Here is a 19,745-nt window from a genome sequence, read left to right as displayed (position 1 = left end):
GCGCCTATACAAGAGCACCCAAAGCCGGGCAAGAGTTTTCTGCCAAATGCCCGACATCCTATGGATTCGGCAGCGCCGGTTTCCCGGCACCGCCGCAACCGACTTAGCGATCGCGGAATTGCGGCGTCCGTTTTTCCGCGAAGGCGGCCATGCCTTCTTTCTGGTCTTCGGTCGAGAACAGCGCGTGGAAAAGGCGGCGTTCGTAAAGAAGCCCCTCGGACAGCGTGGTCTCATAGGCGCGGTTGACCGCTTCCTTGCAGGCGATGGTCGAGATCATCGATTTCTCGGCGATCTTCTCGGCGGCGTTGCGCGCCTCTTCCATCAGTTGCTTGGCCGGGACAACCCGGCTGACCAGACCCGAACGTTCGGCTTCTTCGGCGTCCATGAAGCGGCCGGTCAGGTTCATGTCCATCGATTTGGACTTGCCGATCAAACGCGTCAGGCGCTGCGTGCCGCCGATACCGGCGATGACGCCAAGGTTGATTTCGGGCTGGCCGAATTTGGCGGTATCCGCCGCGATGATGAAATCGCACATCATCGCAAGTTCGCAGCCACCGCCCAGCGCATAGCCCGCAACCGCGGCGATGATCGGCTTGCGCGTCGCCTTGATCGAGGTGCTTTCCTGGCCGAAATAATCGGACAGGAACATTTCGACATAGGTCTTTTCCGACATCTCCTTGATGTCGGCACCGGCGGCAAAGGCCTTGGCCGATCCGGTGATGATGATGCAGCGCACCTTGTCGTTCTGATCCGCGTCGGCAAGCGCCTCGGACAGTTCACCCAGAAGCTGGGAGTTCAAGGCATTCAACGCATCGGGGCGGTTCAGTTTGATAGTCGCGACGTGGTCTTCTACTTCGACGATGATCGTCTCATAGGCCATGGTCAGGGGCTCCATCCGGTTCCGTCAGAGGCCAAGCCTTAGCATTTCATTCATATGGTTCAAGCTATCTTTGACAGCTTGGACAGTAGAAAGACGACCGCCCCGATTGCACGATCCGACGCACCACAGCACCGCAATCCGGTGTTCGGCACGGCTCTCCCTCGCGCCCGTATACGTCGAAGCTATGCTGAAAATATCCAAGTTCTCCATCGGCTTGCCGGAAATCCCGGAGGCTGGACCCGCCCGCCGCAATTGCCTCTTGCAAGACCTCGCGGATCACCGGAACCAGCGCCGCCAGCCGTTTGTCCGCGATCTGGATGACCTTGCGTGCCGGATGGATTCCTGCCCGGAAAAGCGCCTCGCAGACGTAGATATTTCCCAGCCCGGCGACCAGTTTCTGATCCAGCAAGGCGGACTTGATCGGCGTGCGCCGCCCCTTCAGTGCCGCCACGAAGTAGGATTCGTCAAAGGCGTTCCCCAAAGGCTCCGGCCCCAGAACCGCCAAAAGCGGATGCGCTTCGGCGGTTGCCGTCGGCATCAGGTCCATGGCCCCGAAACGACGCGGGTCGTTAAAGGTGATCCGTGCCCCCTGCCCCATGTCCAGAATGACGTGATCGTGTTTTTCCGGCGCGGGATGATCATGCACGAACCGTCCCAGAGGATCGCCTGACACCAGCATACGGCCAGACATTCCCAGATGGATCAGCAGGGTCTCCCCCGTGGACAGATCGGCGAGGATGTATTTCGAACGACGGCGCAGGTGTTCGACCGTCGCCCCCGTCAGCCTTGCCGCCATACCGTCAGGGAAGGGCCATCGCAGATCCGGGCGATTGACCCGGGCCTGGGCGATCACCTGACCTTCCATCACCGGGGCCAGCCCGCGACGGACTGTCTCGACTTCGGGCAATTCGGGCATGGGGCGCGGTCCTTCACATTGTATCGGCCGGGGGGCGCCCTATAAGAAGGCAAGACAATCGAGGACGGCAAGACCCATGAGCGAAGACAGCGGGAAAACCACGCATTTCGGATTCTCCGAAGTTCCCGAAGGCGAAAAGGCCGGACGGGTCCAGGGCGTCTTTCGGTCGGTCGCCTCCAAATACGACGTGATGAACGACGCCATGTCCTTTGGCATCCATCGCATCTGGAAAGACGCGATGATGGACTGGCTGGCGCCACGGGCCGGTCAAAGGCTGCTGGACGTGGCTGGCGGGACCGGTGACATCTCTTTTCGCTTTCTCAAGCGAGCCGGGCACGGACATGCCACGGTGCTGGACCTGACCGAACCGATGCTGGTCGAAGGCCGAAAGCGCGCCGAAGCCGACGCGATGGGCGACCAACTCGACTGGGTAGTGGGCGACGCGATGGCCCTGCCCTTCGCTGACAACACCTTTGACGTCTACACAATCTCTTTCGGCATCCGAAACGTGACCCGCCCGCAGGATGCCCTGGCCGAGGCCTACCGCGTGTTGCGCCCCGGTGGCCGCCTGATGGTTCTGGAATTCAGCCAGATCCCGAACGACCTGATGCAATGGGCCTATGACCTGTATTCGTTCAACATCATCCCCCGTATGGGGCAGGCCATCGCCGGAGACCGGGACAGCTATCAGTACCTTGTGGAATCGATCCGTCGCTTCCCCGATCAGGACACCTTTCTTGACATGGTCAAAGGCGCGGGGTTCGAAAACGCCAAGTATCGCAACCTGACCATGGGGGTGGCCTGCCTGCATTCGGGCTGGAAGATCTGAGATGCGCGGCCCGCACAATATATGGCGACTGATCCGCACCGGAGCCACTCTTGAACGCACCGGCGCGATGCGCGCCGTGCTGGACGCGCTCGAAGCGCCGGCTCCGTTGCGGGTCGCGGCAAGGGTGCTTGGCTGGCCGTTCCGCTGGCTTGGGGACGAAGGTGATCTGTCGATGCCGCCGGTCGTGCGCGCGCTGACCGCGCTTGGCCCAGCCTACATCAAGTTCGGGCAGATCCTGTCAACCCGCCCCGATGTGGTTGGCGATGAGATGGCGCAGGAACTGCGTGTTCTTCAGGACAAGCTGCCGCCCTTCCCCGTTGCCGCCGCGAAACGCGAGGTCGAAGCGGAACTGGGCTTGCCTGTCGATCAGGTTTTCTCCAGCTTCAGCGAGCCTGTCGCCGCAGCTTCGATCGCCCAGGTTCACAAGGCGCAACTCTCCGACACCGGAGAAATCGTGGCCGTCAAAGTGCTGCGCCCCGGGATTGAACGCGCCTTTCGCAAGGACATCGACGCGTTCTATTTCGCGGCCAACGTGATCGAGGTGCTTTCCCCCGCATCCCGGCGGCTGCGCCCGCGCGACGTGATTGCCCATTTCGAAGGTGTCGTACTGGGAGAGCTGGACCTGCGGCTGGAATCGGCGGCCGCCAGCGAGTTTGCCGCAAACACCAAGGACGACAAGGGCTTTGCCCTGCCCGAGATCAAATGGCCGTGGTCCGGTCGCCGTGTGATGACCATGGGATGGGTCGAGGGCGTTCCGCTGGGTGACAACGCCGCGCTGGACGCGGCGGGGCACAACCGCGTCGCCCTGTCGGAAAGAGTTCTGCAACTGTTCCTGAACCATGCTCTGCGCGACGGCTATTTCCACGCTGACATGCATCAAGGCAACCTCAAGGTTGCCGCAGACGGAAACATCATTGCCTATGATTTCGGCATCATGGGGCATATCGACGAATATACCCGCCGGGTCTATGCCGAGATCCTCTTTGGTTTCATCCAGCGTGACTACAAACGCGTGGCCGAGGTGCATTTCGAGGCTGGCTACGTCCCGGCGGACCGCGACGTGGATGAGTTTGCCCGCGCGCTCCGCGCGGTGGGCGAGCCGATCTTCGGGATGGACGCGACCCGGATTTCGATGGGCAAGCTGCTGGCCTATCTCTTTGAGGTGACGGAACGGTTCGGAATGGAAACGCGCACCGAACTGATCCTGCTGCAAAGGACCATGGTCGTCGTCGAAGGCGTGGCGCGGTCGCTCGATCCCCGCATGAACATCTGGAAAGTCGCGCACCCCGTGGTCGAAGCCTACATCAAGGATTCCATTGGTCCGCGGGCTGCGGCCCAAGACTTGTGGAAGACCGCGCTTGTCATGGCCCGTTTTGGCCCAAGGCTGCCTGCGTTGGTCGAAGCGGCTCTGATCCGGCAGTCGCAACCTGCCCCGGCACCACTTGGCAAATCGTGGTCCACACGCGTGATCTGGGCCGGTATCGGCGCGGCCGTGGGTGTAGCGCTTGTATTGGCGTCGGCGGCACTAAGTTGAGCCCGAATTTGTAAGCGGCCTTGGCGGCGCTCCAAAACGAAAACGGCGACCCGAAGGCCGCCGTTTTGCAGAAACTCTGGTGACTGAAACTCAGTCGGTGCCCGAGGCCGCCGCAATCGCGATGATCGCTGCCACACCACCGATGATAACCAGCGGCAAAGCGTCGATGCCCTGAGTGGCAACGAACGGATCCTGGGTGTTTTCCTGAGCGGCCACCGGAGCGGCTGCTGCAGCTGCGATCGCTGCGGCCGCAGCAATGATCGAAAGCTTTTTCATGGTTTTCTCCAAATCTGTACAGGCTTGGACGCAGCGCGCCCGACCACTTGAAACGTACACACAAACCGTTTCCCGTTCAAATGACAATTCTCCAGCGCCCCGGAAATCATTGCTGCACCTGCGCAAATGCGCGTCTATTCCGCAACATTGGTGCAGTTTCACATCGCTTGGGGATCGACATTCTGAACGTCCGTCTTGGGCAACATGGGCAAGCTATCCATATTATTCAATGGCTTGCAGGTGCATTTTCCGGGCGCAGGCGTGGACTGCCGATGTATTGCCCGTTTCGGCAATGATTCGCCAAAATTGCCCCAAAACAGGTCCCGTTGCGCCGTTTTCCCCGCGGAATCACCGCTTTTTTGGCGGTGCAGCGAAAATCCGAACCGGTCGGGTCGACAGTGCGTCCCGACCGGGGAAAGCTTAGTACAGGGGCGTGCGCAACGCCTCGATCTGATTGGGATCAAGCTCGGTTCCGTCCGCCATGCGAAGAACAAGATCCTCGCCGTCTTTGCGCACTTCGGCCACGCGGCTGTAGGCCTGTGCCACGATCGTGTCCAGCAAGGCCTCATCCTTGTAGCTTTCGACTTCGAACCGGTAGATCCCGGGCGGCAGAGGATCGCCGTTGTCGTCGGTCCCCGGCCAATAGACTTCATCCTGAGTCAGGTCGAGATCGAACCGCTGGATGACGTCGCCACTGTCATCTCGGACGATCAGACGAGCCTCATCTGCGTCCGGGTCGATATCCGGTCTGACTGCAACCGGGTTTCCGGTAAACAGAACCGGAGCGCGAACCAGAGCCTCCATCCCGATCCACCCGCTCAGTTCTTGCAGGGCGTTCCCCGTCAAAGAGGCGCTGACCTCCCGCAACAGGTCATTGGTCAGAACTTGTTGTTCGACCGAGGAAAACGTCGCCAACTGCGTCGCATAATCCGTCGAGTCAACCGGGTTCAGCGGATCCTGATTCTGTACTTGCACGGTCAGCATCTTGAGGAAGGTATCAAAATCCGAACTCAGAACAGCCTGGTCATCGGTGGCCTTGGCCGCCGCGGAACTGCCTTGACTGCTGTAGAGAGGCTGGGGAGAAGAAATCTCTGTCATGATTGATCCTAGAATCTAAGGTCGAGACCCTCGGCGGCCACCGTGGCGCGTCGAACCTGGTCGATTGGTTGGTCTTCAGTGGTCACAGGGTCAAGCTGGGAACCGTGCGGCGCGGAACGTTCCTCACCTCTTCCTTCTTCGCCGAACGAAAAGGTCGCCCCGTCATAGCCTGCATCGGCCAGATCCTTTGCCAGTTGGTCGATGTTGCGCCGCAAAAGGTCCAGCGTTTCCTGTCGGTCCGCGCTCACATGTACGGACAGTCCGTTTTCGGAGGGCACCATCTGCATACGGACTTGGCCAAGCTCTTCGGGCGAAAGTCGAATCTCGACCGAACCTTCGCCTAACTTGGCCATTCCTTCTGTCACCTGGCGCAATATGGCCGTCTGATCTGCACGTATGACCGACGGCAGCGCAGACGATGCTTGAGACGTTGATGCCAACGACCCACCTGCCACCACAGCTACAGTTTCAACGATGTCCGGTTCATCGGCCAAGTCCGCAAGGAAGGGCGATGTGACACGCGCCGGGCCCAGCGACAGACCCAAGCCATCGTTCTTGGGCGGCGCGGTTGTCCGGGCCGCATTGAAAACAGCGTCACGAGGGGGCATTCCCGGGAGGATTGTGTTTGCAAGTGTCGCCCGCTCGACCCGGGGCTCCGCAGTCAGGCGATCAACAATGGGTGCTTCGTCGAGCGGCTGAAGCGCTGGTCTTGGTTGATCCCCGCCAATCGCCAGAGTCGGTTTGCTCTCTGGTGTACGACCGGCGGTTTCCAAGATCGCTCCTTTGAGCTGGATTTGCCCGGCGTCCAGCTTTTCCTTACCTGCCAAGGCTTGCACCTTGGCATCCGGTTCTGATGCGGCCAGTTGCACCGTTGGGTCAGCAGCGACCCTACGCCGAGCTTGGACGCGTCCATCAAGATCTGCCAATTCCTTGGCCAGAGAGATCTGCCCCGAAAGTGCATCAGCCTTTGCGACCGGAGTTGCCGGTTCGGGCTCGGCGAAGGTGGCGGCGACCTTCACCGGCTGTTCTGTCGGGGGCTTTTGCACCTGATCGGTTTTCTTCAGACTGCGGAGCGCCGCCTCAATCCGGTCCGTGGAAGGCTTGGGCAGCCCTTCGACATCAGGTGTAACGGCTGCGGCCACATTTTCCACGATCTTTTGTGCTTGTTCCGATTTAAGCCACTCTGCGCTTGGCGATCCAATTTGCGGCGCAGGGGTTGCCGGGATATTATCCTGTTTCGGCAAAAGGGCTTCGGCAACGGCCAACCTGTCCGTACCGGGAGCTGCGGTCGCGCCTTGTTTCACACTTACCTGCGCATCAGACGCAGCGGAAAAACCCCTGTTTGTTCGAAGCTGCGACCGTCCCAGCGCGATATCCGAAGCTTGCGATGTGAACAGCGGTATATTTCCAACCTGTCGCTCACGTTCGGGAGTTCCCGAGGCCGATTTTCCCTGCCCCGGAAGAACCTGCGCAAGCTCCGCAGACTCATCCACCGAAGGCGTTTTTGTGGTCGAAGCCCCCAAGGTTGGCAGAACATCTGCGTCCCGCTTTGTGCTCACGATCAATGCCTTGTCCGGTGATTGATCCGCGACCGCAGTCAGCAGAGCTCTCTTGGCCTCCAACTGTTCGAAACTAGGTTCATTTGGAACGCCCGGCCCTTTCAAATTGAGGTCAACCGGTGTCACGGGCGGATTGCCCTTGGTGGGAACTATTTCGGAACTCTCTGTTTTTCTCCCGTGCATAAGGGAAACGCTATTTTTCCAAAATCCAAGGTCGATATTTTCGGGAATTTTTGCTTCTGGAATGTCCCGTTTCGACCCGCCTTTATCCACAAAGATTCCGTCGTCATATTCCGGGTCAGTTTCAGAGGGAGCATTGTGGGGCTTTCCAACCAGTTTCTCCTCCACCACAAGCTCGCGATCAGCATCGGGCGAACGGTCTTCCCGGCCAAACCCAATTGGGCGGAAGTCAAAATCCAGATCCTCCTCCGGAAAAAGATCGTCCTGAGTTAAGCCCTCCGACAGTTCTTCAACGACTTCGCCAGTACCCACGTCCGAATCAGGTTCGGTCAGGCCGGCATCCGGATCAACATCATCTGGAACCGCATCCGGTTCTTTGACGTCGACGTCGACGTCGGCAAGTTCGTCGGAAGACTCTGAAAACGTGGGCTTACCATCGTCCAGATCGGCAAAGATCTTGGCAAAATCGACATCGGTTTGGCCGTCCTTTCGGGACTCCGTAGTTGGTGTCGCGGGGGCAAGGCCCAACAGGCTTGTCAATTGGCTCAGCATGCGTGCTCCGGGAATTCTTCCACCCGGGCAACCTAGGTCACCGGTCCTTACCACTTCTTTACCGAGATCGGGCCAAATCACGATCAGCGAGTCGAATTGGAGATAAACCGAATGGAAATTCCTACGACATTGGCAACCACGCCGTCGCCCCAAGACAAGGTCCTGCGCGAAGCCGCAAAAGAACTTGAGGCCAACTTTCTTGCCGAAATGCTCAAGGCGGCCAAGCTAGGCGAAACGCCCGAAGGTTTCGGCGGCGGCACGGGCGAGGATCAATTCGCGTCCTTCATGCGGATGGAGCAGGCCCGACAGATGGCCGAAAGCGGCGGAATCGGTCTGGCCGAATCCCTTTTCAACGCCCTCAAGGAGAGAGTGAATGACTGAACAACCAATCACCAAACGCCTGACGATCCTTTTGGAAGCTGAACGCGCCGCGCTTTTGGCCGGGGATTTCGACCGCCTGGCAGACTTGATGGAGGAAAAGCAAAGCCTTGCCGAGGATCTGGCTGATCGTTCGCTGGACGCCGAAGAGGTCGCGCCAATTCGTGACGGCCTGCGGCGCAATCAGGAACTTTTCGATCAAGCCATGGCCGGTTTGCGCAATGTCGCGGCCCGGATCGGCGACCTTAACCGCGTGCGTCGCGCCACCGACACCTATGATGCCAGTGGCCGCCGTCAGACCATTGGAACCTCTGGTGCAAACCGGCTGGAACGGCGCGCCTGAGTATTTGTAACAAATCCAGCAGATTGGAAGGAGGGCGATTAGGGCTCCGTTAGGATTCAAAAGGCCAAGTTGGCGGCGCACCAAGACGGGTGGCGCAGGCCGACAAAGGGGTCGGACTGCAAACGTCAGAAGGCGTCAGAGATGCCGTTCACGGCAAATGCAACCGGCGCAAAGCGCCTTTTGAAAGCAAGGACTAACCATGTCTAGCATCCTGACGAACAACGGCGCCATGGTGGCGCTTCAGACCCTGAAGTCGATCAACAGCGGCCTCGCGGATACGCAAAAGGAAATCTCGACCGGCAAGAGCGTGGCCAACGCCAAGGACAACTCTGCCGTCTGGGCGATCTCGAAGGTGATGGAAGCCGATGTCAAAGGCTTCAAGGGCATCTCCGACAGCCTCAACCTCGGCCAGTCGACCGTCGCCGTTGCCCGCCAGGCCGCGGAAACCACGACTGAACTGCTGACCGAGATCAAGGGCAAGATCGTCGCCGCACAGGAGGAAAACGTCGACCGGGAAAAGATCCAGACCGACATTGACGCCCTGCGCAACCAGATTTCGGCTGTCGTTGGCGCCGCTCAGTTCAACGGACTGAACCTGCTGTCGAACACCGACACTGCCGCCGGTTCCGGCAGCATCAACGTCCTCGCTTCGCTGGACCGTTCCGAAAGCGGCGTGACCGCGTCGGACATCACGGTTGCAAAGCAGGATCTGGGCACCGATGCCTCGTCGATCGATTTCACCGCAACCGCGGTGACGGCGGCGACCGACATCATCGCTCAGGGTGGTACCGCGACTCAGACCGCAACGGCCTATGCCGGTGCAGCAGCTCCGACCGCAGATACCGACGCCGTCACCTTCGGTTCGTCCGCAACCGAAGCAGTGGCAGCCGGCTCGGGCTTTCAGCTGGTAATCTCCGCTGACGGCGGTGCGCTGGACAACCTGTTGGACACGTCGGATGGCGACATCACCTATGTGGCACGTGACGGTGACACCGCTGCGGATGTTGCATCGGCTCTGGCAGACAAGTTCAACACCTACGTGACCGAACAACTGGGTGACAACGCGACAAACCCGGTGGCTACCGCCAACGGCAACGCGATCGAGATCACCGCGGCCACCGGTGCAGCTGCTGATACCTTCACGCTCTTCACCGAAGAGTTCGCAGCAGCTGACACCACCATCGGCGGTCGTCTTGAGGAACTGTCCAACATCGACGTCACCACCCAATCGGGTGTCGACGCCGCTCTGACCGAGATCGAAGGTCTGATCCAGACCGCCATCGACTCGGCCGCAGCTTTCGGTTCCGCTCAGGGCCGCATCGAGACCCAGGCTGATTTTGTCAGCAGCCTGACAGACGCCCTGAAATCCGGCATCGGCACCCTTGTCGACGCCGACATGGAAGAAGCATCGGCCCGACTGCAGGCCCTGCAAGTTCAGCAGCAGCTGGGTGTCCAGGCGCTTTCGATCGCCAACCAGGCACCGCAGTCCCTGCTCTCGCTGTTCCGGTAATCCGGCACACAACCGGGGGCCGAAAAATCGGCCCCCGGATCCCAATCCCTGATCCTCATAACCAGAAGGTTCTGAAGTGAACGCCCAGACTCTTGCACAACGGGCCTATGCCCAGAATGCCCGCTCGACCCAGACACCGCGCGGCACGGAATACGAACTGATCGCCAAGGTTACACATCGTATCAAGGCCGCAGCCGAGGCTGGCCCACGCGCCTATCCTCGCCTGGTCGAAGCGCTTTATGACAATCAACGACTCTGGACCGCCCTTGCCGTCGACGTCGCCGATAGCGAAAACGGCCTGCCAGCCGAACTGCGCGCACGCATCTTCTATCTTGCTGAATTCGTGCAACATCACACGTCGCAGGTTCTGTCGAAAAAGGCCCGCATCAGACCGCTTCTGGAAATCAACGCCGCGATCCTGAAAGGATTGAGCGGCAGGAGCACACAGAAATGAGTGGACTTGTCCTGAAACTCGGCCCGCGCGAACGCGTGCTGATCAACGGTGCGGTCATCGAAAACGGTGACCGCCGCAGCCGCCTGTCCATCGTGACGCCAAATGCCAATGTCCTTCGCCTGCGGGATGCAATCCATCCCGAAGAGGCCAAGACACCGGTTCGGCGGCTTTGCTATCACGCACAACTGATTCTGACCGGGGATGCCGACGCCGATGAGGCGCGGCGGCAATTGCTGCCCCGTATCGAGGAATTGAGTCAGATCCTCGTGGATGCGGACAGCCGCCGCCTGCTGACACAGGCGACGGAAGCTTTGCTTGGCGACCAATTCTATCAATGTCTCAAGGCGCTGCGTGCCTTGATTCCGCGTGAAGATCGCCTGCTGGCCTCCGGGCCGGTCCCTCAGCAGTAGGAGCGCGCCATGGCCATCACCCCGATGATCACCGGCTCTGGGCTTGTGGGCTGGCAGGTTCTGCAATCGACCTTGTCGACCCAGAGAACCGCCTTCAACGCCAGTGCGGAAATCGCGCGCGACACAGAGTATTTCGCCGAGAAGATCGGAACCATCACCTCGGGCGACGAACTTGTCGATGATCGGCGCCTGCTCAATGTCGCGCTTTCTGCCTTTGGTCTCTCTGATCAGGTAGACAGCACTTACTTGATCAAACGGGTGTTGAACGAAGGCGCGGAGGATGAAACCGCGCTTGCCAATACGCTGAATGACGGACGGTACGTGGCATTGGCCAGTGCCTTCGATTTTTCAGAGGTGGTCAACTATCCCTTTCAGCAAGAAGGCTTTGCAGAAGGGATAACCGCAGCCTATGACACCAAGGTCCGCGCAGATCTGAATGCCTTGTTGGCGGAACCCGAGTATCTTGCGGATCCAGCCGCCGCCGCCGCGCTGGAAGAGCAGACGCTTGCGGTTCTGGAAACGACCAAGGCCTATTTCGAAGAGAATATCGGCGCCGTCGAATCGGTCGATGATTTCCTTGCGGATGACGACCTTCTGAAGGTTGCGCTTGGCGCTTTTGGTGCCGAAAGCCGGATCAACAGCAAGGCGCTGCTGAAACAGGCTCTGGAGGACGGTGGCCGCGGCCCCGGTGCCTTGGCCAATGTCCTTGGGGACAAGGGGCTTGGGGAATTGTCCCGCGCATTCGGTTTCGATACCGAGCCGACGACCGCGCTTCAGGCAAACGATTTTTCCTCGGACATTATTGATAGTCATCAATGGCAGTTGTTCGAAGAGGCGGTCAGCAACGTCGACCCCGCCATCGGAACGGCGCTCAGCTTTCAGCGCGCCGCGCCCAGCCTCGCCGCATTGTCATCCTCCAACACGACCAAATGGTACAATGTCCTTGGTGACACAATGATGCGCGACGTTTTTCAGACCGCGCTTGGCCTGCCTACCGCGTTTAGCCAGATCGATCTGGACAAGCAGTTGGAAATCCTCACCGAAAAGGCCGAGAGCCGGTTCGGGATCACCGAGTTTTCCGATCTGGAAAACCCGGAAATCCTGAACAAGGTGATCCACAGCTACCTGCTTCAGTCTCAGGTCTCGCAGACCGCCGGAACCGCGTCGAACCAGGTCGCGCTGACCTTGCTGTCCTCCATCAATATCGGGCGGTCGTAGCGGATCACCTCGCTTGTCCGACAGCGCGGCCGGGCGCCGGACGGCGGGCCGGGGCCGCGTTACTGCGCCGAAGGATCAATTCGAGCTTTTGAAAAGCTCCGGTTGGGCCGTCCGGCGACTTCTCGGCCAGAAACCCATCCAGCTCTGGCCAGACCCGCATTGCCTGATCCAACAGCGGATCCTCTCCCTCTCGATAGAGCCCGGCACGCACCATGGTTTCCGACCGTGCATAGGCCCCCATCAATCCGCGCACCCTTTGGATCATATCATTTTCATGGTCCTTCGCCGCCTCGGGCAAACTGCGCGACACCGATCTTAGCAGATCGATGGCCGGAAAACGCCCACGCTCGGCGATTTGGCGATCAAGAACGACGTGCCCATCCAGAACGCCACGCAAGATATCCGCCACCGGTTCATCCATGTCAGAGCCTGCGACCAAGACGCTGAACACCGCCGTGATATCGCCGGTCCCGTTCAAACCGGGCCCTGCCCTTTCGGCAAGGCGCATGATCTGATGCGCAACCGAGGGCGGGTGTCCACGCAGCGCCGGCAATTCGCCAGAAGCGATGGCAACTTCGCGGTGCGCCTCGGCAAAACGGGTGATGGAATCGGCAAGATAGAGAACATGTTTGCCCTGATCCCGAAAATGTTCAGCGATGGTCATCGCCGCCAGGGGGCACCGCCGCCGTTCCAGTGGCGAGCGATCAGAGGTCGCAGCCACGACCACGCTGCGGGCCATTCCCTCTGGCCCCAGAACACTTGTCACGAAATCAAGCACTTCGCGACCGCGTTCCCCGACCAGCGCCAGAACGACGACATCTGCGTCCATCCCTTGTGCCAATTGCGCCAACAACCGGGACTTGCCGACACCGGAGCCGGCGAAAAGCCCGATCCGTTGCCCTTGGACGATGGGCAAAAGCGTATCAAAAACGGCAAGTCCGGTTCCCAGACGTTCTCCAAGCCGACCCCGGGCGGCCGCGGGCGGCGGGCTGGCACGGAAAGGCCGCCGATGCCTGCCCGGTCCAATCGGCGCGCCATCCAACGGGCGGCCATAGGCGTCGATCACCCGACCGATCCAACTGTCACAGGGTGCAAGGGTCGGCGGACCCAGCACGGCAACCCGATCCCCGCGCGACACACCATCTGCGGCCTCATCCGGCAACATGGCGACAAGGTCATCGCGAATGCGCAAGACCTCTCCGCCCAGAACGTGCCCGGGGTGCATCAGGCGTAGCCGATCGCCGATACAGGCGCTTTCGGCAAGGCCGCGCACCCAGATGATGGTGCCGTCGACCGCATGTACGCGCCCCACGGCGCGCACCGGTTGCATTTGGGCGATCCGGGCCCGCAGGCCGCTGATGTCTTCATCCATCGTGCGCTCCGTTCATTCTCCGCAAACCGTTTCTAAAGGAATCACGGTTAAGCCTTGATTGAAGCAATCGAGGGAGAAGCCCCGATGTTCCAGAATCTGGACGTCTTCAGAACGGCGATGGCCATGGCGCGGCATGCAGGCACAAAACAGGCCTTCAGCGCACAGAATATCGCAAACGCGGATACACCCGGTTACCGGGCCCGCGATTTGCCGGACTTCAAGGAAACGTTGCGCAACCCGTTGATGGGTCAGCGTGCGACCCGTGACAAGCACCTGAACGGCAGCATGGGCCGGACAGCGGATATTTCCGAACGGCGCGAGGTGCTGGACCCGAACGGCAACACCGTCTCGCTGGAACAGGAGATGGTCAAAGCGGTGGGCGCCAAGCGCGAACACGACCGGGCCCTGGCCATTTATCGCAGCAACCTCAGCATTTTGCGCGCCAGCCTTGGCCGCGGATAATCGGAGCACGAGATGAGCGATTTTTCAAACGCACTGAAAGTCACCACAACCGGGATGCAGGCTCAGGCGGCGCGCCTGCGCATCCTGTCCGAGAATATCGCCAACGTCGACACGCCCGGATACCGGCGCAAGACCGTGCCTTTCGAAGTCACGCCGACTGGCACGGATGTCACCGGGGTCAAACCCGGCGATGTCCGGCTGGACCGCAGCGATCTGGAGGTGATCCACGATCCATCGCATCCGTTGGCCGATGAGACCGGCAACTACCTTGGTTCCAACGTCGACCTTGTGATCGAGATCGCCGATGCCCGCGAAGCCCAACGCTCTTACGAGGCGAACCTGAAGATGTTCGACCAAACACGCCAGATGTCGAGCAGTCTCATGGATCTATTGCGCCGATAACCCTCTGATTCATTTGTGAAAGGAAACCAGAATGGATGTCCGTTCGCTGTATGCCGCGCAGAAATACGCGGCCTCTCGCCCCGCCATGCAGCCAGATCCGGAACCGGCGGCTGCACCGATTGAAAAGGAATTCGCCCGCGTCACGGAGGAATTCACCGATCAGCTGCGTCACGCCGAGGAAACCGCCAAAGTCGCGATGACCGGTGACGCCGACCCCCATGCGCTGGTCGAGGCTTTGGCCCAATCCGAACTGGCCGTGGAAACCGTTGTCGCGGTACGTGACAAGGTCGTCGAGGCCTACCAGGAAATCCTGCGGATGCCGGTCTGACGCCATGATGAACGAGGTCATCTTTTTCGACACCCTGCGGATGGGTCTTTGGATCGCCACGATCACGTCGGTTCCGATCCTTTCGGCGGCCTTGATCGCGGGTGTCAGCGTCGGCCTCTTTCAGGCGCTCACCTCGATTCAGGAGATGACGCTGACCTTCGTGCCAAAGCTCTTGGCCATTGTCGCGGTTTTCTGGATCTCGATGAGTTTCATGACCCGAACGCTCGTGGAGTTTTTCCAAGGGCAGATCATTCCCCTAATCACCGGAGGCTGACATGGAAACCGCCGGCTACGCCGCCCTGTCGCGCCAGACCAGCCTGATGCGCGAGATGCAGGTCATCGCCAACAATATCGCCAATGCCAATACCACCGGATTCCGGCAGGAAGGCATGATCTTCTCGGAATACGTGGCCAAGGGTGACGGCATGGCCGCGGTTGCCATGGGTGCCGGTCGGATCGGCACGACGTCCTTCAAGCAAGGCACTCTGGAACAGACAGGCGGGTTGTACGATCTCGCCATCGAAGGTGATGGTTTCTTCCTTGTGGAAACCGCACAGGGACAGCGCCTGACACGGGCCGGTGCCTTTACCCCCAACGCCGAAGGCACGTTGGTCACCACTGACGGCGACGCGGTTCTGGACGAAAGCGGTGCGCCGATTTTTGTTCCGCCTCAAGCACTTGATCTTGCCGTTGCCCGCGACGGGACGATCAGCAGCGAAGGTCGGCCAATCGGTCGCGTCGGCATCGTGCGACCACTGGACCCCAAAGGAATGGTTCGCGAAGGCGGTTTGATGTTCCGCAGCGATGCCGGTTTCGAACCGGTGGAGGAACCGCGCGTCATGCAGGGGTTTGTCGAGGCATCGAACGTGGATCCGATCCTGCAAGTTGCCCGCATGGTCGAAGTCCAGCGCGCCTATGAACTGGGCCAGAGCTTTATGGAGCGCGAGGATGAACGCATCCGCGGCGCTCTGAAGAACATGATCAAATAGGAGCCGACAGAATGCGAGCCCTCCAGATTGCCGCAACAGGCATGACCGCGCAGCAGATGCGGGTCGAAGTCATTTCGAACAACCTCTCGAACATGAGCACCACCGGCTACAACGCCCGCAGGGCCGAATTTGCCGATCTGCACTATCAACAGATGGCGCGCGCCGGAACGGTCAGCGCCGCCGATGGCACCGTCCTGCCAACCGGGATTCAGCTTGGCCTTGGGGTCCGCCCCGCCGCCGTTTCGATGCAGCTTGAACAAGGCGCGCTTTCCGCGACGGGTGGTGATCTGGACCTAGCCATCGAAGGCGGCGGCTATTTCGAGATCACGCTGCCTTCGGGTCAGCTGGCCTATACCCGCGACGGCGGTTTGAAGCGCAGCGGAGAAGGGTTGATCGTGACCTCCGAAGGCTATCCCGTCTCGCCCGAGATCGTGATCCCGGCGGATGCGCGCAGCATTTCGATCAACGCCGATGGCGAGGTCTATGCCTATTTCCTTGACGACCCCGAGGGGCAGTTGCTGGGCCAGTTCACCATGGCGGGCTTTTCGAACCCCAAGGGGTTGGAAGCGATCGGGTCGAACCTGTTTCTGGAAACCGAGGCGTCGGGCCCCGCGCTGCAATCGACCCCGGGTCAGGACGGGTTGGGCACCGTGCGTCAGGGTTATCTGGAAGGCAGCACCGTGGATGCCGTTCGGGAAATCACCGAGCTGATCGCAGCCCAGCGCGGCTATGAACTGAACTCCAAGGTCATCTCTGCCGCAGATCAGATGCTGGGCGCCACGGCGCAGGTCCGCTGATGCGCTGGTTGGTCTTCCTTGCCCTTGTGCCGGTTGCGGCGACGGCCGACGCGGTCATCGCCACGCAGACGATCCGCCCGCAACAGATCATCACCGCAGATGCGGTGCGTCTGGACCCAGGCAATGTCACCGGCGCCCACACGCTCTTGGATGCGGTGATCGGGCAGGAAGCCCGCACTGCGATCTATCCCGGCCGCGCCGTCATGCGCGGTGCGGTTGGGGCACCCGCCTTGGTCGACCGAAACCAGGCGGTCGAACTGGTCTATGCCCACGGCGGGCTGCGCATCAAGGCCGAAGGCCGCGCCTTGGGCCGCGGTGCGGCTGGCGAACGAATCCGCGTGATGAACGTGGATTCCCGCACCGTGCTGTTCGGCACGATCACGTCCAATGGCTCTATCCTGGTGAACAAATGAGGACAAAAATGCTGCGAAACCTCGGGCTGATCGGGCTCGCCCTCATGGCAACCGCCTGCGCGCGGGTGGATCACATCGGCAAGGCCCCTGATTTCACCCCCGATACCAGCAGCCCCGAAAGGGTTGCTATGATCGCCTCTGGCCTGCCCCAGGACGGGGCAACGAAACGCGGTGTCGACAAGGCCTCGCTCTGGAGCGGCGGCAAGACCTCGCTTCTGGGCGACCGGCGTGCCGTCAAGCGTGGTGACATCATGACCGTCGTGATCGAAATCGACGAAAGCGCCGAGATCAAGAACAAGACCTCCCGGTCGCGTTCTGGTTCGGAAAGCCTTGGCATCCCGCATCTGTTCGGCATTCCGCAACGTGTGAACCAAGGCATCACAGACGGGGCCAGTCTGGATGACGCGGTGTCGATCAAATCCTCCAGCGATTCCAGCGGGGACGGCTCGGTTCGGCGCAGCGAAAGCCTGACCCTGAGGGTCGCCGCCACGGTGGTTGACGTGCTGCCCAACGGTGTCTTGGCGATCAAGGGCAGCCAAGAGGTGCGGGTGAACTTTGAACTGCGTGAGTTGCTTGTCACCGGCTATGTCCGCCCCGAAGACATCTCGCGCCAGAACGAGATCACCTATGACAAGATCGCTTCTGCGCGGATTTCTTACGGCGGCCGTGGCCATATCAGCGATGTTCAGCAACCAAGGGTCGGCCAGCAGGTGCTGGATGTGATCCTGCCGTTCTGAGGCGGACCGATGTTGAAGAAACTGCTTCCCGTAATCCTCGCGCTTGTCGGCACCGGTGCCGGTGTTGCCGCAGGGCTTGTCATGGTGCCCACCAAGGACAAGCCCCCGGTTGCGGCAGTCGAAGAACATGACGATGGACATGCGGAAAAGACCTACTCCGATGCCGATCACGCGGACGATCACAAGGCCGAAGGCAATGAATACGTCAAACTGAACAACCAGTTCGTGATCCCGATCATGGGCGAACGGCGGGTCGAGGCTTTGGTGGTCGCCTCGCTCAGCGTCGAGGTGGGCAGCGGCGCAAGTCAGGTTGTCTACGCACGTGAACCAAAGCTGCGCGACGTGTTTTTGCAAGTCCTGTTTGATCACGCCAACATTGGCGGCTTTGACGGTCCTTTTACAGCCGGCAACCGTATGGAAATCCTGCGCTCTGCCCTGTTGGATGCCGCACGATCGGTGCTTGGCGCTGACGTCAAGGACGTCCTGATCACAGAAATCGCCCGGCAGGATGCAGCCTGACAACTGAGCTCCGAACTGCAAATGCAAAGGCCGCCCGTTTCGGGCGGCCTTTGCATGTCACCGGGCGTTAATCATAGCCGCGGGCGCGCCCCTCTCTCAGGACGCCAAGCATCTCGATGGTTTCAGCCTCGGATTGCAGCCTGCGTTTGCGGGCGGCATCCTTGTCGGCCTGCGCAAGGGATTTCGCCGCTTCGGCGCGGGAAAACGCCGTTCGGGCACGGGCAAGGCTGTCTGCCTCCCGCGCGCGGGCCATGGCGCTGCGGCGCAGGATTTCGGCCCGCTTGCTGACCAGCCACCCCTGCCACAATGTGTCAGCCCCAAGGATCTGACGCGCATTGATGGCGCCCTGATCTGCCTGCGCCGCCTGGCGCATGGCGTCGATCTGGGCAAGCTCACCGGCAATCTGCGCGGATTCAGACAGGTTCCAGCGATGGGCTTCCAGCTCACGCTCCAGCAAGACTCCGGTCGCGGTGGTCAGATCCTCGAACTTTCGTGTCACCAGCCTCTCTCCTTGGCTTTTTTGCGCATTCGGTCGGCAAAACGGATTGCTGCGGCAACCGGGCGATAGTGATCCGGAGCGATTTCATCGCCAATCTCGGTCGTGGCATATAGCGCCCGCGCGGTGGGCGGATCCGAATGGATGGGCACCCCCGCCTCTTTCGCCGCCTCGCGGATCCGCAAGGCCACTTCATCATGACCCTTGGCCACACAGACCGGCGCGGACCCCGCCATGCGGCTCCAGCTCAGGGCAACCGCGTAATGAGTCGGGTTGACGATGACCACGTCGGCATTGGGCACCTCGCCCATCATCTGATTCAGCGCCAATTCCTGCGCCCGCATCCGGCGGTGCTGTTTCAGATGCGGATCGCCCTCGGCCTCTTTCATTTCATCGCGCAGTTCCTTCTGGGTCATGCGGTTCTTGCGGATGTGTTCGGCCCTTTGCCAGAACCAGTCGATCCCGCCGATCACCGCGGCAATCAGAACGACGATCAACAGGAACTCTTGCATGAGTTCCGTCATCCGTAGCACCACCTCGCCGGGGGTCCCCATCGCCGCGCCGACTATCACGTCCAACTGACCGCGCAGAAAAAAAGCGAGCAGGACGGAATAGACGCTGAGTTTTACGAAACTCTTGAAAAACTCGAACAGGCCGCGCCGACCGAACTTGTTCTTCGCGTTCTCGAGCGGATTGATACGCGAGATCTTGGGGCTGAGTTTTGACCCGGTGAATACCAGTCCGCGTGTCGCAAAGAGGGTCAGAAGGATCAGGATTCCGGGCGTTATGAGAAACGGCAATGCAGGCATCAGCCCAGCTACGATCAGCGATCCGGTCACAGCAGTCGCCCCGTCACCAAAAAACAGTCCCTGAAGCCGATCAGGTTGTTCGATCATGGGCAGCAAGGACTCGGCGAACCGGGGCAGGCTATAGCCGCCAATCGCCGCCATGCAGAGCAGCATGCCAAGGTAGGCCATGGCCGTCAGCAGGTCTGGCGCGCGGGCAATTTCGCCTTTCTTGCGGGCCTCTTCCAGCTTGCGCTGGGATGGTTCATGGCTCTTTTCAGAGGATTCGTCCTGTTCCGACATGCCGA

General features: G+C 60.5%; 25 protein-coding genes. 17 read left to right on the top strand and 8 right to left on the bottom strand.

Annotated features, from left to right (window positions below; genetic code table 11):
- Positions 1–103 precede the first annotated feature (103 nt).
- Complete coding sequence (gene acuK, locus KJP30_RS14145; RefSeq protein ID WP_218450169.1) at positions 104–880, bottom strand: acryloyl-CoA hydratase; 777 nt, start codon at positions 878–880, stop codon at positions 104–106.
- A 64-nt stretch (positions 881–944) separates the two neighbouring features.
- A complete protein-coding gene (mutM, locus tag KJP30_RS14140) occupies positions 945–1,796 on the bottom strand; it encodes a bifunctional DNA-formamidopyrimidine glycosylase/DNA-(apurinic or apyrimidinic site) lyase (RefSeq protein ID WP_218449906.1) in 852 nt (283 codons plus the stop codon).
- Between the two features lie 76 nt (positions 1,797–1,872).
- On the opposite strand from mutM, the gene ubiE reads away from it, so the two are divergent.
- Together ubiE and ubiB are read left to right on the top strand one after the other, a co-directional pair.
- On the top strand, positions 1,873–2,625 hold the full coding sequence (gene ubiE, locus KJP30_RS14135) for a bifunctional demethylmenaquinone methyltransferase/2-methoxy-6-polyprenyl-1,4-benzoquinol methylase UbiE (protein ID WP_218449905.1): 753 nt from the start codon (positions 1,873–1,875) through the stop codon (positions 2,623–2,625).
- A gap of 1 nt (position 2,626) precedes the next feature.
- On the top strand, positions 2,627–4,159 hold the full coding sequence (ubiB, locus tag KJP30_RS14130; protein WP_218449904.1) for a 2-polyprenylphenol 6-hydroxylase: 1,533 nt from the start codon (positions 2,627–2,629) through the stop codon (positions 4,157–4,159).
- A gap of 90 nt (positions 4,160–4,249) precedes the next feature.
- Here the strand turns inward: ubiB and KJP30_RS14125 are convergent, their stop codons facing one another.
- From KJP30_RS14125 to KJP30_RS14115, 3 genes are all read right to left on the bottom strand, one after another.
- Entirely contained in the window at positions 4,250–4,435 is a 186-nt protein-coding gene (locus tag KJP30_RS14125; protein WP_218449903.1) for a hypothetical protein, read from the bottom strand.
- Positions 4,436–4,855: 420 nt separating this feature from the next.
- Positions 4,856–5,533, bottom strand: coding sequence for a flagellar hook capping FlgD N-terminal domain-containing protein (locus tag KJP30_RS14120; RefSeq protein ID WP_218449902.1), 678 nt, complete (start codon positions 5,531–5,533; stop codon positions 4,856–4,858).
- Between the two features lie 8 nt (positions 5,534–5,541).
- A complete protein-coding gene (locus KJP30_RS14115; protein ID WP_218449901.1) occupies positions 5,542–7,824 on the bottom strand; it encodes a flagellar hook-length control protein FliK in 2,283 nt (760 codons plus the stop codon).
- Positions 7,825–7,935: 111 nt separating this feature from the next.
- Between KJP30_RS14115 and KJP30_RS14110 the strand changes: the two genes are divergently transcribed.
- The 6 genes from KJP30_RS14110 (at position 7,936) to KJP30_RS14085 (ending at position 12,137) form a co-directional block, all read left to right on the top strand.
- Positions 7,936–8,205 carry a rod-binding protein gene (locus KJP30_RS14110; RefSeq protein ID WP_218449900.1) on the top strand — a complete coding sequence of 90 codons (270 nt, stop codon included), beginning with the start codon at positions 7,936–7,938 and terminating at the stop codon, positions 8,203–8,205.
- Complete coding sequence (locus KJP30_RS14105) at positions 8,198–8,545, top strand: flagellar protein FlgN (RefSeq protein WP_218449899.1); 348 nt, start codon at positions 8,198–8,200, stop codon at positions 8,543–8,545. The genes KJP30_RS14110 and KJP30_RS14105 overlap by 8 nt, the downstream gene beginning before the upstream one ends.
- A gap of 199 nt (positions 8,546–8,744) precedes the next feature.
- On the top strand, positions 8,745–10,055 hold the full coding sequence (locus KJP30_RS14100) for a flagellin N-terminal helical domain-containing protein (protein WP_218449898.1): 1,311 nt from the start codon (positions 8,745–8,747) through the stop codon (positions 10,053–10,055).
- Between the two features lie 76 nt (positions 10,056–10,131).
- The gene (gene flaF, locus KJP30_RS14095; RefSeq protein WP_218449897.1) at positions 10,132–10,509 is read left to right on the top strand and encodes a flagellar biosynthesis regulator FlaF; all 378 of its coding nucleotides are present in this window, start codon (positions 10,132–10,134) and stop codon (positions 10,507–10,509) included.
- Positions 10,506–10,919 (top strand): flagellar biosynthesis repressor FlbT, encoded by a 414-nt coding sequence (gene flbT / locus KJP30_RS14090; protein ID WP_218449896.1) that lies wholly within the window; start codon positions 10,506–10,508, stop codon positions 10,917–10,919. The genes flaF and flbT overlap by 4 nt, the downstream gene beginning before the upstream one ends.
- A 9-nt stretch (positions 10,920–10,928) precedes the next feature.
- Complete coding sequence (locus KJP30_RS14085; RefSeq protein WP_246594498.1) at positions 10,929–12,137, top strand: DUF1217 domain-containing protein; 1,209 nt, start codon at positions 10,929–10,931, stop codon at positions 12,135–12,137.
- Between the two features lie 4 nt (positions 12,138–12,141).
- Here the strand turns inward: KJP30_RS14085 and KJP30_RS14080 are convergent, their stop codons facing one another.
- Entirely contained in the window at positions 12,142–13,509 is a 1,368-nt protein-coding gene (locus KJP30_RS14080; RefSeq protein ID WP_218449895.1) for a FliI/YscN family ATPase, read from the bottom strand.
- An 84-nt stretch (positions 13,510–13,593) separates the two neighbouring features.
- Between KJP30_RS14080 and KJP30_RS14075 the strand changes: the two genes are divergently transcribed.
- The 9 genes from KJP30_RS14075 to KJP30_RS14035 are packed head-to-tail and all read left to right on the top strand — an operon-like array spanning position 13,594 to position 18,156.
- Positions 13,594–13,971 carry a FlgB family protein gene (locus KJP30_RS14075; protein WP_218449894.1) on the top strand — a complete coding sequence of 126 codons (378 nt, stop codon included), beginning with the start codon at positions 13,594–13,596 and terminating at the stop codon, positions 13,969–13,971.
- 12 nt (positions 13,972–13,983) lie between these two features.
- A complete protein-coding gene (gene flgC / locus KJP30_RS14070; RefSeq protein WP_218449893.1) occupies positions 13,984–14,373 on the top strand; it encodes a flagellar basal body rod protein FlgC in 390 nt (129 codons plus the stop codon).
- Positions 14,374–14,404: 31 nt separating this feature from the next.
- Positions 14,405–14,701: a flagellar hook-basal body complex protein FliE gene (gene fliE / locus KJP30_RS14065; RefSeq protein ID WP_218449892.1), complete on the top strand. Its 297-nt coding sequence runs from the start codon at positions 14,405–14,407 to the stop codon at positions 14,699–14,701.
- Positions 14,702–14,705: 4 nt separating this feature from the next.
- Entirely contained in the window at positions 14,706–14,975 is a 270-nt protein-coding gene (locus tag KJP30_RS14060) for a flagellar biosynthetic protein FliQ (RefSeq protein WP_218449891.1), read from the top strand.
- Position 14,976: 1 nt separating this feature from the next.
- Positions 14,977–15,690 carry a flagellar hook-basal body complex protein gene (locus KJP30_RS14055; protein ID WP_218449890.1) on the top strand — a complete coding sequence of 238 codons (714 nt, stop codon included), beginning with the start codon at positions 14,977–14,979 and terminating at the stop codon, positions 15,688–15,690.
- A gap of 11 nt (positions 15,691–15,701) precedes the next feature.
- Positions 15,702–16,487, top strand: a complete 786-nt coding sequence (gene flgG / locus KJP30_RS14050) for a flagellar basal-body rod protein FlgG (protein WP_218449889.1) — start codon at positions 15,702–15,704, stop codon at positions 16,485–16,487.
- A complete protein-coding gene (gene flgA, locus KJP30_RS14045; RefSeq protein WP_218449888.1) occupies positions 16,487–16,900 on the top strand; it encodes a flagellar basal body P-ring formation chaperone FlgA in 414 nt (137 codons plus the stop codon). Before flgG ends, flgA begins: the two co-directional genes overlap by 1 nt.
- 8 nt (positions 16,901–16,908) lie before the next feature.
- Positions 16,909–17,637 carry a flagellar basal body L-ring protein FlgH gene (gene flgH, locus KJP30_RS14040; RefSeq protein WP_224874206.1) on the top strand — a complete coding sequence of 243 codons (729 nt, stop codon included), beginning with the start codon at positions 16,909–16,911 and terminating at the stop codon, positions 17,635–17,637.
- Positions 17,638–17,646: 9 nt separating this feature from the next.
- On the top strand, positions 17,647–18,156 hold the full coding sequence (locus KJP30_RS14035) for a flagellar basal body-associated FliL family protein (protein ID WP_218449886.1): 510 nt from the start codon (positions 17,647–17,649) through the stop codon (positions 18,154–18,156).
- Between the two features lie 67 nt (positions 18,157–18,223).
- Here KJP30_RS14035 and KJP30_RS14030 read toward each other — a convergent pair whose 3' ends face one another.
- Positions 18,224–18,655: an aldehyde dehydrogenase family protein gene (locus tag KJP30_RS14030; protein ID WP_218449885.1), complete on the bottom strand. Its 432-nt coding sequence runs from the start codon at positions 18,653–18,655 to the stop codon at positions 18,224–18,226.
- Positions 18,652–19,740 carry an EscU/YscU/HrcU family type III secretion system export apparatus switch protein gene (locus KJP30_RS14025; protein ID WP_218449884.1) on the bottom strand — a complete coding sequence of 363 codons (1,089 nt, stop codon included), beginning with the start codon at positions 19,738–19,740 and terminating at the stop codon, positions 18,652–18,654. Before KJP30_RS14025 ends, KJP30_RS14030 begins: the two co-directional genes overlap by 4 nt.
- Positions 19,741–19,745 lie beyond the last annotated feature (5 nt).

The organism is Antarctobacter sediminis (genome assembly GCF_019218285.1).
GTDB classification, from domain to species: Bacteria; Pseudomonadota; Alphaproteobacteria; order Rhodobacterales; family Rhodobacteraceae; genus Antarctobacter; species Antarctobacter sediminis.
Note: the sequence above shows the minus strand (reverse complement) of the source record. Positions and strands in the feature narration are given on the sequence as shown.

Excerpts from the sequence above, each read along its gene's own strand:
- acuK (WP_218450169.1), bottom strand. The coding sequence starts at position 880 with ATGGCCTATGAGACGATCATCGTCGAAGTAGAAGACCACGTCGCGACT.
- mutM (WP_218449906.1), bottom strand. The coding sequence starts at position 1,796 with ATGCCCGAATTGCCCGAAGTCGAGACAGTCCGTCGCGGGCTGGCCCCG.
- ubiE (WP_218449905.1), top strand. The coding sequence starts at position 1,873 with ATGAGCGAAGACAGCGGGAAAACCACGCATTTCGGATTCTCCGAAGTT.
- ubiB (WP_218449904.1), top strand. The coding sequence starts at position 2,627 with ATGCGCGGCCCGCACAATATATGGCGACTGATCCGCACCGGAGCCACT.
- KJP30_RS14125 (WP_218449903.1), bottom strand. The coding sequence starts at position 4,435 with ATGAAAAAGCTTTCGATCATTGCTGCGGCCGCAGCGATCGCAGCTGCA.
- KJP30_RS14120 (WP_218449902.1), bottom strand. The coding sequence starts at position 5,533 with ATGACAGAGATTTCTTCTCCCCAGCCTCTCTACAGCAGTCAAGGCAGT.
- KJP30_RS14115 (WP_218449901.1), bottom strand. The coding sequence starts at position 7,824 with ATGCTGAGCCAATTGACAAGCCTGTTGGGCCTTGCCCCCGCGACACCA.
- KJP30_RS14110 (WP_218449900.1), top strand. The coding sequence starts at position 7,936 with ATGGAAATTCCTACGACATTGGCAACCACGCCGTCGCCCCAAGACAAG.
- KJP30_RS14105 (WP_218449899.1), top strand. The coding sequence starts at position 8,198 with ATGACTGAACAACCAATCACCAAACGCCTGACGATCCTTTTGGAAGCT.
- KJP30_RS14100 (WP_218449898.1), top strand. The coding sequence starts at position 8,745 with ATGTCTAGCATCCTGACGAACAACGGCGCCATGGTGGCGCTTCAGACC.
- flbT (WP_218449896.1), top strand. The coding sequence starts at position 10,506 with ATGAGTGGACTTGTCCTGAAACTCGGCCCGCGCGAACGCGTGCTGATC.
- KJP30_RS14085 (WP_246594498.1), top strand. The coding sequence starts at position 10,929 with ATGGCCATCACCCCGATGATCACCGGCTCTGGGCTTGTGGGCTGGCAG.
- KJP30_RS14080 (WP_218449895.1), bottom strand. The coding sequence starts at position 13,509 with ATGGATGAAGACATCAGCGGCCTGCGGGCCCGGATCGCCCAAATGCAA.
- KJP30_RS14075 (WP_218449894.1), top strand. The coding sequence starts at position 13,594 with ATGTTCCAGAATCTGGACGTCTTCAGAACGGCGATGGCCATGGCGCGG.
- flgC (WP_218449893.1), top strand. The coding sequence starts at position 13,984 with ATGAGCGATTTTTCAAACGCACTGAAAGTCACCACAACCGGGATGCAG.
- fliE (WP_218449892.1), top strand. The coding sequence starts at position 14,405 with ATGGATGTCCGTTCGCTGTATGCCGCGCAGAAATACGCGGCCTCTCGC.
- KJP30_RS14060 (WP_218449891.1), top strand. The coding sequence starts at position 14,706 with ATGATGAACGAGGTCATCTTTTTCGACACCCTGCGGATGGGTCTTTGG.
- KJP30_RS14055 (WP_218449890.1), top strand. The coding sequence starts at position 14,977 with ATGGAAACCGCCGGCTACGCCGCCCTGTCGCGCCAGACCAGCCTGATG.
- flgG (WP_218449889.1), top strand. The coding sequence starts at position 15,702 with ATGCGAGCCCTCCAGATTGCCGCAACAGGCATGACCGCGCAGCAGATG.
- flgA (WP_218449888.1), top strand. The coding sequence starts at position 16,487 with ATGCGCTGGTTGGTCTTCCTTGCCCTTGTGCCGGTTGCGGCGACGGCC.
- flgH (WP_224874206.1), top strand. The coding sequence starts at position 16,909 with ATGCTGCGAAACCTCGGGCTGATCGGGCTCGCCCTCATGGCAACCGCC.
- KJP30_RS14035 (WP_218449886.1), top strand. The coding sequence starts at position 17,647 with ATGTTGAAGAAACTGCTTCCCGTAATCCTCGCGCTTGTCGGCACCGGT.
- KJP30_RS14025 (WP_218449884.1), bottom strand. The coding sequence starts at position 19,740 with ATGTCGGAACAGGACGAATCCTCTGAAAAGAGCCATGAACCATCCCAG.